General features: G+C 43.7%; 12 protein-coding genes. 6 read left to right on the top strand and 6 right to left on the bottom strand.

Annotated elements, in window-relative coordinates:
* Nucleotides 1–31 precede the first annotated feature (31 nt).
* A complete protein-coding gene (gorA, locus tag CW740_RS11955; protein WP_106647726.1) occupies nt 32–1393 on the bottom strand; it encodes a glutathione-disulfide reductase in 1362 nt (453 codons plus the stop codon).
* A 72-nt stretch (nt 1394–1465) separates the two neighbouring features.
* On the opposite strand from gorA, the gene CW740_RS11960 reads away from it, so the two are divergent.
* From CW740_RS11960 to CW740_RS11980, 5 genes are read left to right on the top strand one after another with little or no spacing between them, the layout of a single operon-like run.
* Nucleotides 1466–2521 (top strand): CDP-glycerol glycerophosphotransferase family protein, encoded by a 1056-nt coding sequence (locus CW740_RS11960; RefSeq protein WP_106647728.1) that lies wholly within the window; start codon nt 1466–1468, stop codon nt 2519–2521.
* Nucleotides 2522–2529: 8 nt separating this feature from the next.
* Nucleotides 2530–2928, top strand: a complete 399-nt coding sequence (locus CW740_RS11965) for an adenylyltransferase/cytidyltransferase family protein (RefSeq protein WP_106647730.1) — start codon at nt 2530–2532, stop codon at nt 2926–2928.
* Nucleotides 2929–2941: 13 nt separating this feature from the next.
* Nucleotides 2942–3721, top strand: a complete 780-nt coding sequence (locus CW740_RS11970) for a glycosyltransferase family 2 protein (protein WP_106647732.1) — start codon at nt 2942–2944, stop codon at nt 3719–3721.
* Between the two features lie 10 nt (nt 3722–3731).
* A complete protein-coding gene (gene prlC / locus CW740_RS11975) occupies nt 3732–5777 on the top strand; it encodes an oligopeptidase A (RefSeq protein WP_106647734.1) in 2046 nt (681 codons plus the stop codon).
* Nucleotides 5777–7318 (top strand): FGGY-family carbohydrate kinase, encoded by a 1542-nt coding sequence (locus tag CW740_RS11980; protein ID WP_106647738.1) that lies wholly within the window; start codon nt 5777–5779, stop codon nt 7316–7318. Before prlC ends, CW740_RS11980 begins: the two co-directional genes overlap by 1 nt.
* 115 nt (nt 7319–7433) lie before the next feature.
* Here CW740_RS11980 and CW740_RS11985 read toward each other — a convergent pair whose 3' ends face one another.
* The 5 genes from CW740_RS11985 to CW740_RS12005 all read right to left on the bottom strand — a co-directional run bounded on the left by CW740_RS11985 (nt 7434) and on the right by CW740_RS12005 (nt 12515).
* A complete protein-coding gene (locus tag CW740_RS11985) occupies nt 7434–7817 on the bottom strand; it encodes a hypothetical protein (protein ID WP_106647740.1) in 384 nt (127 codons plus the stop codon).
* Between the two features lie 46 nt (nt 7818–7863).
* Complete coding sequence (locus CW740_RS11990) at nt 7864–8142, bottom strand: hypothetical protein (protein ID WP_157826422.1); 279 nt, start codon at nt 8140–8142, stop codon at nt 7864–7866.
* Nucleotides 8143–8571: 429 nt separating this feature from the next.
* Nucleotides 8572–9180, bottom strand: coding sequence for a TetR/AcrR family transcriptional regulator (locus tag CW740_RS11995; protein ID WP_227523866.1), 609 nt, complete (start codon nt 9178–9180; stop codon nt 8572–8574).
* Between the two features lie 32 nt (nt 9181–9212).
* Nucleotides 9213–10004, bottom strand: a complete 792-nt coding sequence (locus CW740_RS12000) for an outer membrane lipoprotein-sorting protein (RefSeq protein WP_106647748.1) — start codon at nt 10002–10004, stop codon at nt 9213–9215.
* Nucleotides 10005–10013: 9 nt separating this feature from the next.
* Nucleotides 10014–12515, bottom strand: coding sequence for an efflux RND transporter permease subunit (locus tag CW740_RS12005; RefSeq protein WP_106647750.1), 2502 nt, complete (start codon nt 12513–12515; stop codon nt 10014–10016).
* A 151-nt stretch (nt 12516–12666) separates the two neighbouring features.
* Here CW740_RS12005 and CW740_RS12010 point away from each other — a divergent pair, with 151 nt between their 5' ends.
* Nucleotides 12667–13002, top strand: coding sequence for a DUF3703 domain-containing protein (locus tag CW740_RS12010; protein ID WP_106647753.1), 336 nt, complete (start codon nt 12667–12669; stop codon nt 13000–13002).
* Nucleotides 13003–13125 lie beyond the last annotated feature (123 nt).

A 13125-nucleotide genomic window follows, 5' to 3' on the forward strand; every position in this document is an offset into this window, starting at 1 on the left:
AAAAGAAATGCGCTCTAGGAGCGCATTTCTTTTATCGTAAAGTTACAAACTCTTCAGCTGAAGTTGGATGAATCGCAACAGTGGCATCAAAGTCGGCCTTTGTTGCACCCATTTTCATGGCTACAGCGAAGCCCTGCAAGATCTCATCCATTCCTTCACCAATCCCATGAATACCAACAACCTTTTCATTTGTTCCCTGGCATACCAGTTTGAAGGTACTTATGGCTCGATGAGGGGTAACCGCGTTATACATGGCAGCAAACTGAGATTTATAAACCTTGATGTCTTCCGCGCCATACTTTTCAACCGCCTCATCCTCTGTGAGACCAAGGCTACCGATGGGAGGGTGCGAAAACACAATGGTTGGGATCTGACTATAATCCATATGAGCGTTAGGCATGGCCGGGTTGAATAATCGTTCTGCCAATAAACGCGCGGCTTTAATGGCCACTGGCGTGAGTTGTGCTTCGCCGGTAATATCGCCAACTGCGTAAATTCGCTCAACATTAGTCTGCTGGTATTTATCTGTAGCAATGAACCCTTTTTCATCAGCCTTTACTCCAGCTGCCTCCAGCCCCAAATCATCAGTCGCCGGCTCACGGCCAATTGCCCAAATCAGGCAGTCTACATTTTCGATACAGCCTTTGTTGGTGTGAACCTGTAATAAACCTTTGTCGTCCTTTTCAATTTTGCTGACCTCAGTATGGGTGTGAAGAACCGGCCCATCCTGTTTGAGTCTGTCCAATAAAGCATCGGTTATATCCCGGTCAAAATACCTTAACGGGCGATCTTTTCGCACCAGTAAATGAGCATTGGCTCCTAAAGCATGCAGCACACCGGCAATCTCAACAGCGATATAGCCTGCGCCAACAACCAATGCTTTCTTCGGACGCTCTTCCAATGCAAAAAAACCATCGGAATCGATGCCGTGCTTGGCTCCAGGCACATCTGGAATGATCGAGCGACCACCGACCGCTATGACGATATGATCAGCTGATATTTTTTCACCATTCACTTCAACCGTATGCTCATCAATAAAACGGGCATATCCCTCAATGAAATCCACGCCATTTGACTCAAATCCACGATGATAAGCACCGTGTATGCGCTCAATGTAGGCTTCACGGTTCTTAACCAGCCGCGACCAGTCAAAACCCGTTTGCTCTAAATCAAACCCGTAGGCTTCGCTGTATTTAATGGCTTCTGCTATATGAGCGCCATACCACATGACCTTTTTAGGTACACAGCCAACGTTGACGCAGGTTCCACCAACAGACTTTGCTTCAATCACAGCAGCCTTTGCTCCACGGATGGCTGCCCGGTTAGCCGAAGCAATGCCGCCACTGCCAGCGCCAATCGCCAGGAAGTCGTAATGTTTGATATTGTTGGACATAAGTTTCTGTTTTTTCGCTATAATGCGTCGATTATAAAGGTTTTAATTGTCATATAAAGCGCAGGTTGTTACGTGAAAATACTATTCGATGTAGCCTATCTCTATTATCTGCCACACTTTAGCCCCGTTCTTGAAGAACTGAAGGCCAAAGGTGCTGAGCTGGGCATTGTCTTTCATAGTGAACCACCTGCAGCTATTAGAACTCAATTAGCACCCGTTGCTGAAATACATATTATCAATGAAGATAATTTAGTGAGTTTCTATATTGCTCAACAGCCTGACTGGATAGTGTTTGGACATGCTGCAGAGATTGCCGAGCAGCTCAATAAACATACCAAAACAGCCCTTATCCTGCATGGACTTGGACCAAAGTCGACCTATTACAACGCCTCGTCCAGCCCCATCCAGTTTCGTTTTGTTGAGTCCGAATACCGCAAGAAAACTCTGCAACAGCTCTATCCCGAAAAAACCTTCATCACCACCGGCTATACTAAGCTTGATCCGCTAGTTAATGGTACAAGTGAAGTTATCAACTTAGCAGACAAAGGCCTGGTTCCCGATAAACCGACGATTCTTTATTCTCCGACCTTTTATCCGAGCACAATTGAGAACTTCCCCAAAGATTGGCCGGAACAATTTGCTGATTACAATATCTTGATAAAACCGCACTACTTGTCTTTAATAAAATCAGCCTATAAAAAACAACGCGAGTTATTCGAGCATTGGAAAAACTACCCCAATGTGTACCTCGCCAGTCCCGAAGAGCAAAGTCTGCTCCCGTTTATGGCTACAGCCGATCTGATGATTAGCGAAACCTCATCCGCTTTATTTGAATTTATGGCGCTGAATAAACCGGTAATTGTTGGCCACTTTCTAAAGTTACGAGTAGGCTACTGGGGCTTCCTCAAATTCCGACTGCAAAAACGCTTATCTGATGATTACCAGCTGTTCAAAGAAATCGGTACCAACATTCACCATTATCGTGAACTCAAGTCTGCTGTTGAAAATAACCTCAAGAACCCCAAGCTCTTTGAGAGTCAGCGCCTCAAATATATTGAGCAGATTGTAGGTGCTGTCGATGGACAGGCGTCAAAACGTGTTGCAAACTTCTTACTCAGTCATTCATAGGACAGCTTATGCGCGTCATCACTTTTGGTACATTCGATGTCTTTCATGTTGGTCACGTCAATATTCTTGAGCGTGCACGCGCCATGGGCACAGAGCTTTACGTAGGCGTATCTTCTGACCAGCTTAATTTTGAGAAGAAAGGTCGTTATCCAATTTATTCGGAAGAAGATCGTATGCATATCTTGAGTGCACTGACATGTGTCGACTTTGTATTTTTAGAGGAGTCACTGGAAAAGAAAGCGGAATATATCCAACAGTATAATGCTGACTTGCTTGTTATGGGTGATGACTGGCAAGGCAAATTTGATGAAATGAAGCAATTCTGCGACGTGAAATACTTACCTCGTACACCATCCATTTCTACCACTGAAATTATTGAAGTGGTACGGCATACACCACATAAATAATGGCAGTCGGTTTATGAATACTAAAATCCCAGTCAGCGTCTTTATCATTGCACAAAACGAAGAGCAGCATATTGCTCGCGCTATTAATAGCTGCAAAGATTTTGCTGAAGTCATTGTTGTTGATAGTGGCAGTACCGATAACACAAAAACTATTGCCGAGTCTCTAGGCGCTACAGTTGTTCATAATGACTGGCCGGGTTATGCCAGACAAAAACAATATGCCATGTCCTTATGCAAGCATGACTGGGTGTTTAACTTGGATGCTGATGAGGAAATTACACCTGAAGTATTAGAAGCGACAAGGACCTTTATCCAACAAAGTACCTATGTCGCTTTAAAATTTCGGCGCAACGATTTGTTTTTGGAGAAATTTCTTCCATCATACATTCGCCTGCCAACTAATATCCGGTTATTCCTTAAACAACATACTCAATATCACTTAGATAACCTTGTCCATGAGGGCCCTGGTGTTAAGGGTAAAATCAAACATACATCCGCATATTTTAATCATTATGGCTATTCGGATATTGAAACAATTAATCGTAAATATGAATACTATTCAACGTTAAAAGCTCAGGAAAAATTCAACAAAGGTAAAAGGCCATCGCGTCTTAAGCTCTTACTAATATCCACCCTTGAGTTCATTCGTTTTTTTATTATTTATCGCTATTGTCTAGCAGGTCTGCGTGGATATATTCTTTCTAAACAAGCAGCCAACTATGCATTCCTGAAAGAAGCAAAACTGTATTCCTATCATCAGCGTGATAAATATTCTCGTAACAAAGATTCCTAAAGGTTAACCAATGACTAATCCGTTACTTCATCTTCATGGCTTACCGCCATTTTCTAAAATTCAGCCTTCACATATGCAGGAGGCTATCAAAACGATTATTGATGACAGCCGTAAACAGATTAATGAACTGATTGATTCGCTTGATAAAGACTCGGTTACCTGGGAGAACTTTGTTCTACCCATGGAGGAAATTGGTGATCGCCTGGATCGTGCCTGGTCACCAATCAGCCATATGCAGGCAACAGTCAATTCTCCTGAGATTCGTGATGCCTATAATAGCTGTTTGCCTTTGTTATCCGAATACGGAACTGAGATGGGCCAACATCAGGGACTTTATCAAACCATCGAAAATCTCAACGATAAAGCTGATGACTTAAAGCTCGATAAAGTTCAACGCAAGATCCTGAAAGATGATTTACGCGATTTTAAATTGTCGGGTGTGGCCTTGCCAAAAGACAAACAAAAGCGTTATGGCGAAATTCAATTACGACTGTCAGAACTTACCTCCAAGTTTGAACAAAACCTTTTGGATGCGACTATGGCCTGGCACAAGGATTTCAAGGATGCTGCCGCGCTGGAAGGACTTCCTGAGTCTGCCATTGAAGCTGCACAACAAACCGCCAAGATGGCGGAATTTGAGGGTTATCGTATAACGCTCGATTTTCCTTCATATTTACCAGTAATGATGCATGCCAGTGACCGCGAGCTGCGCAAGGAAGTCTATACGGCATTTTCGACCCGTGCTTCCGATCAAGGTCCTAATGCTGGAGAGTTCGACAATTCTTCATTGATGCCGGAAATTCTTGCTTTGCGCCAGGAACTGGCTGAGCTTCTGGATTTCAAGAACTATGCTGAGTTATCGTTGGCCACCAAAATGGCTCAGGATCCGCAGCAGGTTATCGACTTCTTGAAAAACCTGGCCGACAAATCTCACCCACAGGCGCAGGCCGAACTGGCTGAATTAGAAGCTTATGCCAAGGACAAACATGGCCTAGACCATCTTGAGGCCTGGGATATTGCTTACTACAGCGAAAAACTACGTATGGAAAAGTACACCATTTCGCAGGAAGAATTGCGCCCCTGGTTCCCAGAACCCCAAGTCATTAAAGGGTTATTCGATATCACCGGTCAGTTGTTTAATATCCGTTTTGAGCAGCGTGATGACGTTGATATCTGGCATCCAGATGTGCGTTTCTATGACATCTATAATGCTGATAATCAGCATATTGCCAGCTTCTACTTTGATCTTTATGCCCGCAAAAACAAGCGTGGCGGAGCCTGGATGGCGGACTGTATTGGTCGTCGTCGCACTCAGGATGGCATTCAAAAACCGGTTGCCTTCCTGACCTGTAATTTCAATAGCCCAGTGGGCGGTAAACCAGCGCTATTCACTCATGATGAAGTCACCACGCTGTTCCATGAGTTTGGGCATGGCCTGCACCATATGCTGACGCAGATTGAATATGCTTCGGTATCTGGAATTAACGGTGTGCCTTGGGATGCCGTTGAACTACCAAGCCAGTTCCTGGAAAACTTCTGCTGGGTTAAAGAAGGGCTCGACAAAATCGCCAAGCATTATGAAACCGGTGAAGGTCTACCTGCAGACAAACTCGAAAAATTACTTGCCGCCAAGAACTTCCAGTCAGCGATGCAGATGGTACGCCAGCTGGAATTCTCGCTGTTTGACTTTGAAATTCATACTGAGTTGGATCTGTCTCAAGACAACCCAATTCAGCATGCGCTAGACGAAGTACGTAAAAGAGTGTCTGTCATTAAGCCACCGGCATTTAACCGCTTCCAGCACAGCTTCAGCCATATCTTTGCAGGCGGCTATGCGGCAGGCTACTATAGTTATAAATGGGCAGAAGTTCTGTCGGCAGATGCTTTCTCACGCTTTGAGGAGGAAGGTATCTTTAATCCTCAAGTTGGACAGGACTTTCTGCATCATATTTTGGAAAAAGGTGGTTCTGAAGAACCCGCTGATTTATTCAAAGCCTTCCGCGGTCGTGAACCTTCGGTTGAACCCTTACTAAAACACTCTGGAATAGGCCATTAATGACTGACAAGACCCTGCTCGCAATCGACAATGGTACGCAAAGCCTGCGCGCCATCTTGTTTGATATGCAGGGTCAGATTGTCGCCAAGGCGCAAATTCCTCTAGACTATTACAGCGATCACCCCGGTTGGTCTGAACAGGATCCTCAGGTTTTCTGGAATAGTTTGTGTCGTGCGTGTCATAAACTTTCTCGCCAGCCCAATGTAGATTTGTCCAGCATTCAGGCCGTGTCAGTCACGACGCTTCGTAATACCGTGGTCAATCTTGATGCCAATGGCGAACCTCTTAGGCCGGCCATTATCTGGACTGATCAGCGTGAACTAGACTCCATTAAACCTTTAACCGGCATTTGGCCCTATCTGTTCAAACTGGTTGGAGTCAGCGATACTATTAAGAATTTCCAGACTCGCTGCCAGGCGGCCTGGATTGCCCATCATCAACCCGATATCTGGCGCAAAACCGATAAGTACCTGATGATGTCTGGCTATCTCAACTATAAGCTCACCGGAGAATTCAAAGATTCAACTGCTTCGCAGGTTGGCTACATCCCCTTTGATTACAAGCACCACCGCTGGGAAAAATCCAATAGCTGGAAGTGGCAGATAGCTCCAATTGAACTCGAGATGCTGCCGGAATTAGTGAAACCCGGAGAGCTGATTGGTCACATCAGCCAAGGAGCCAGCGAAGCAACCGGTTTGCCACCAGGTCTTCCAGTCATAGCCTCCGGAGCCGACAAAGCCTCAGAAGTATTAGGTAGCGGCTGTATTGCGGATCATCAGGCCTGTCTTAGTTACGGCACCACCGCCACCATTAACGTAACCAGCCAGCGTTACATCGAACCATTGCGCTTTATTCCACCCTATCCTTCTACCGTGACCGATGCCTACACCATTGAGTATCAAATCTATCGCGGCTACTGGATGGTCAGCTGGTTTAAAGAACAGTTTGGACATCGCGAGCAGGATTTATCTGTAGAAATGGGCGTATCAGCCGAGCAGCTACTCGATGAAGCCATTTCGAAAATCCCGCCCGGTTCCGATGGTCTCATGCTGCAGCCCTACTGGTCACCAGGCGTCAAAGTCCCAGGGCCAGAAGCGCGCGGCGCCATTATCGGTTTTCATGATGGCCATACTCGCGCTCATGTTTATCGTGCGATTCTGGAAGGCATAGCTTACGGTTTAAGGGATGGTAAAGAATCGATTCAACTTCGAACCAAGCATCCGATCGATGAACTGATGGTTTCCGGTGGTGGTTCACAAAGTGATGTCGCCATGCAGCTGACTGCCGACATTTTTAATCTGCCAGCCACTCGCCCACACACCTACGAAACCTCAGCACTCGGCGCAGCCATCAACGCTGCGGTTGGTATTGGTCTTTTTGACAATTATCAGGACGCGGTAAAAGCCATGTGCCACAAAGGTGAAACCTTCCAGCCAATCCCGCTAAACGTTGAACGCTATCAGGAACTTTACGAAAAAGTGTACAAAAAAATGTATCAACGACTGAAACCGATTTATAAGTCGTTGAGAAAGATGGACTGATTTGCCTTTATTGACTCAGTTAAACTTCCAGTTATGATTAAGCCAAACATTTCTATGAAGGGAAGGTAGAGTGAGCTTGAGCTAATAAAATGTATAATTCCAATATTACAACTTATCACTTGTTCATTAAATTTATAACCAGCTGCTTAACTTTCTGATCTTTAGAAGCAACATCTATAGCCCGTTTCTTTTGCGCCTCAGAATAATCTGCAATAAGAATAGGTATTATTTCTATCCTTGAGTTCTCAATAGCTCTCAACAAACCAAAACCATATTCAGATTCATTATAAATTTCCGCCGGAAATATTTGCTCCGCTGGATCTGCACCCAGTTTCATGAGTATTTTCACTTTCATATTAGAATACGAACTGTTTGCTTTTGCTAATTCATAATAGAGCTCGTCAGTAGGGTATAACAACACCTGAGGAATCCTTAAGATGATGAATAGTGCATTGATAATTAATAACAATAGAATTATTTTCTTTGCTAATTTACTCACAATCACCTCCAAGTATTTTTAAGAAATTAATAGCAAATTAATGGTGTCAGAGTGCATTATTATTTCCAAAAATATTGCGAACATTCTGGGCATATTTTGGGCATTGAAAGTTATCATAGATTTCTTCCGCATAATTAATTGCTATTAACTTCTGTTCTTTGGTGGTTATTGGGTTAATTTTATTTAATAGCTCCAAATTACACTTTGAGATCGCTAATTGTAATAACGAAATATCATTATATGGCTTATATTCTAAATCAACATTTCTAAAGACAAGATAGTCAATTTGCCACTCACTATAAATGGTATGGTTATCTGACTTCATTAATAGCTCATACATTTTGTACTTAGGGTTTAATATTAAGGTCCAATTACTGACTAGTATTAATATTAGAAGAGCTGTGGAAGTGATCATTATTTTTTTATACATTAGCTATATTATCCTTCTATTTTGATTATTGTATTCTATCCTTTGTATTTTCTTTTAAATTGCTTGGGTAATTTATTATTTTCTTAGAAATCTATTCAAACGACTTTTACCTGTAATCGCAAACTCAAGCATAAAGTACCCAAACATAAGGAATGTAAAAGGCATTGTATACTCGGGTATTGTATTCACAGGTAACGAGAAACTATATAGTCCAAAGCAGATCAACCCTGTACCCAAAACCGAAGCTAGTGCTCTGTATATTTTTATTCTCATAATTATCATTTATTCCATTAAGACAACTTACTACAGTACTGAATGAATTCCTTACGCCCTTAACGTCTTCACATATTCCTGTAAACACTTACCAGCTTCATCAAATGCCTGATCACTCATATAGCATTTACATTGGCCGATGATGCCTTCGATGGTGGCAATTAAGAATCGTGCGATGTTATGAGGGTTAACATCTTTTCTGATGATACCTGCTTCTTGGCCTCGCTCAAAAGTTTCCGCCAAGGCTTCGTACCAGATTTCCCATATGGCAACGATGCGCACTCGGAATGACTCATCAAGTGGTGACATCTCGTGTGTGAGATTATTTAGGGGGCAGCCGGTATGCAATTCCTTAATATTAATTTCTGCGCGCGAATCATTCATCATTTTGATCAGGTCATTAATCGGATCTTTAACCTGTTTCAATGGCTCAATCCAGCGTTCATGAATCCACGGCTTCAATACTTCATCAATGACGGCATGCCCAAGTTCTTTCTTGCTTTTAAAGTGATGATAAAAGGCACCTTTGGTAAATCCGGTTTGCTTCAATACTTCATCCACACGCAGTCCCTGATAACCTTTTAAAAGAATTTCTTCAAAGGCCACCTGCAAAATATTTTGCCGGGTTGCATCAGGATTTCTTACCGCTACTTTACTCATTGATTTACCTTTTACCATCACAAGATTATTGCTTATCGGGCGCGTTTCAGACTACTTTTATTAAAGTCATCTTCTGATAGGCCCACATTAAATTCATAGTCCTTCCAGATAATCGTTGTACTTTTACCCGTTTGTACGTTTTCCATTTCCTGACGATGTGCGCGCCAGTACTTGTCCAGATACTGTTTGAACTCTGACATATTGAGTTCTTTCAATTTATCATTTTTCTGGTCAAAAAACTCGATGCGATGAACGCGATAATGCTCCTGATCGATCCAGGCAATGGTTTTGCTGTAACCCGAGTTGTTATAGGTTGGCACCATTTCAACCACAAACATTTTTTCGCCATTTAACTCATCATCACGTAAAAATTTATAGTCGTATTTTTCTACTTCGAACGAAGATAAATCTTCATAGGCAAATTCACTGCCCATCCAGGGTCCTGATTTATTGGATGATGAAATTCGTTTTACGCGTTTCAACGCCGGTAAGAATAACCATTGATCATCATTACCTTCAATATGCGAATAATTTAAAAAAGCAGTGCCTTCCACATCACGCGGCTGTTCAAACACACTTAAACCTTTATCGCCATCACCTTTAACTTCAAGGCTTTTAACTTTAACGATTCGCTCGGCTTCATTACCGCCTTTGTCGCGCAGAATCATGGTCATGTCTGCCTGGCTGTCACCCCAGCCAGTGTTTCTGGCTTTAGCTTCTTTAGCAATCGCTAAACCCTTCTCTTCAGGGGTTTCGGCAACAGCAGTGGTCGTCATGCTCACCGCAGCGGCTACCAATAATAGACTTGATAGTATTCGTTTCATGCGTATCTCCTAATTCGCTATTTTATCTTTCAATTTTTTGCCACCAAGCATCAATAATGGTGGGAGTAATAAGAAATCGATTATCAGGGCTACGGCTAATGTTATTGCCGTTAGAATGCCCATGTGGCTGTTCATTACATAGTGCGACATACCCAATACCAGGAAGCCGAGTACCAGAACTATAGTGGTAACCGTTAATGCCATTCCCACAGTGTGGAAAGCGTATTTGACGGCGGCTTCTTTGTCTAAACCTTTCTCACGACGTGCGCGCAGATACTTGCTTAGGAAGTGCACCGTGTCATCTACAACGATACCTAACGTCATGCCGGTAACGACAGACAATCCCATGCCAATCTGTCCCTGGAACAAGCCCCAGATACCAAATGCCACCGCCATCGGAACTATATTCGGGATCAGACTTAACATACCAAGCTTTAAGGATCGTAACGCGAATATTAATAGCAAGGATATCAATACCAACGCCCAGGCCGTACCTTTCAGCATTGAATAGATATTGTTTTGTCCAATGTGGGCAAACATGATTGCCGGGCTTGAACCTGAAATTTCCATCTGGGGTGCATTTTTCTCAAACCACTGACTGAAGCGTTCTTCCAAATTCAGTACCTGCACACTGGAGAGATTTTCCAGTGCAATCTGGATTCGGGTTCCTGACTTGTCGCTGTTGACCTGATTATTGATATCCATACCGCGTGGTAATGAGGTCTCATAAATCAGGGTGTATTGCGCTGTGAGTTCACGTATCAGGGTATCCAAATCGGCTACTTCGCCATCTTCCAGTAATACCCCATTACAGCCTTTATCCAATGATGGCTTTGGCAAGGCATAACATTCCTCACGATCACCATTCATACTTTTGTTTAACCGCTTCATAACATCGGTATAGCTTTGTACGTGTAGCACTTCAGGCTGTTGCTCGGCAAATTCCACAAAGTCCTTTAGCATGGCCATGAATTCAGGTTCATGAATGCCGCTGCCCGTCTTAGTATCGATACTGTAGAAAGCCGTATACAGACCGGTCAGATTTTCCGCGGTATAGTCCGAGTCTACACGGAAGTCGATGCTTTCATCAAAGTACTTAACGAATTCATCGTTCAGTTCATTCTTCGGAATCGCCGCAATAATGGCGATGCTGATCACTGCCATCACTGGCAGCAAGACTTTGCGTTTATTGACTACGAAATCGGCAAAGCTATCCATCCAATGATGGCCTTTGCTTTTTTTGTCGCTGACCTTAACTGGCAACAGCATCATCATGGCAGGCAGGAAGGTAACCGAGAATATGAACGCCAGCGTGACCCCTACCGCTACGGTATTACCCATATCGCGAAGTGGTGGAACTTCACTGAAGTTCATGGTCAGGAAGCCAATAACTGTGGTGATACTGGTCAGGAAGATCGGCATCATGTTAATACGGATACTTTCCACCATCGCATCCTGCTTGCTCATGCCGTGACGCATGCCCTGCAGGAAAGTGACCAGCAGATGCACCGAGTCGGCAACAGCCATTGTTGCCACCACCGTAGGCACTGAGAACATCGGCGCTGTCATGGCAATGCCTAACCATCCAGCACCGCCAAGCGCACCCATAATCGAGAAAATGATAATGATGACGCTGGCAACCGTACCGCTGGTGCTGCGAATCATAAAATACAGTGCTAACGGAATGACCAGGAACAACATGATTGGGGTTAAGGTCATCATGTCGTTCTTGCCCGTTTCGGCGAAGGTGTTGTTCATCATCACCACGCCAGTCAGGCGCACTTCCAGATTCGGATTACGCTCCATCAGTTCAGCCTGCAAGTCACCAACATGCTGAGACACCTTGGTCACCGCAGTCAGAATCTCCATTTTCTTTTCTTTCCAGGCCTTGCCTTCCAAGCCTTCCAAGTCCGGATCCTGAGGAAGCTGTACGGTCACATTGACTGCCGTAACACTAGAGTCGGGGTTAATCACACGATTCACTAACTGAGGTTCATGTAGCACGATATCCTGAAGACGTTTAATTTCATCATCGCTCAAGTCATCAATCATCTGCTCAGTGACCGACTCATGTTCGCATTCACTGTCAAAATTGGATGATTTATCCGGAATACACAGCAAGGCCCCGACCAGCATATAGTCTTCGTCTTCCGGCGTTACCCAGGTGTGCTGGTAATTGGTAATAGAATCGACTCGGGTGGTATAGGGTATCTGCCAAGCCTGTTCTGTCAGCCAATGAATGCTTTTTAAGGTTTCGCGATCAAACACACTGCCTTCTTTCGGCGTGATCACAAACATCGCATTGTCGGCCTTATCGTAGGTATTCTGGATATTTTCAAAGGCAATTAACTGGGGATTATCTTCGGCGAAAAAGACGCGATAGTCGGTCTTAATCTCCAGAAGTCGTGCACCATAGGTTGTTACTACAACCAATAGTATTGAAGCAAGGATTACCAACCAAGGGTGGCTGATAACGAAACGACCAAATTTAACGGTATTATTTTCTGGCATAGTCGATCCTGACTGAATGATTCAAGAGCATGCGATTGGCATAATCTTGTGAAAGATCGTGTATGAAAGGCTTGCTATTTAACTACAGACCAACTAGTCTGTCAATTCTTCAAAGACGACAATTGGTAAGGTCCTGCCAGGAGTTGTAACCATGTCACAAAAACTCAAAATCGCTTTTGCCAACGAGCTTAATCAAGGCAAGTTATTGTTTTATAAAGGCCAACTTGACGCTGCTTTCGGTTATTTCGAGCGCGCCCATATTCTCAGCCAGCCTTTTTATGGTCGTCACGTTAAAAGCCACTGGTGGATGTTCCGCATCGGTATTAAACGCATCGACTTGCGAGAGATATTTGGTCAGATTATTCGCATGATCGGCTCTGCAGGTTCATTGATCGGTAAATATCCCGTAGGCAACACCGGTGGTGCCAATGTTTCTCCCTTTAAACCCATGCCGATTCCGGAGGATTTGAAGTTTTATTTTGATTAACGTTATTTTTCTACACTTATAACCTCACTTAACTATATTTTTCGCTACTCAGCGAGTTACTTTTCTTGCGTGGTCAAGAAAAGTAACCAAAAGAAGACCACCCCGTGATTGAGGTTTCGTTTC

It is taken from the genome of Kangiella profundi (genome assembly GCF_002838765.1).
GTDB lineage: Bacteria > Pseudomonadota > Gammaproteobacteria > Enterobacterales > Kangiellaceae > Kangiella > Kangiella profundi.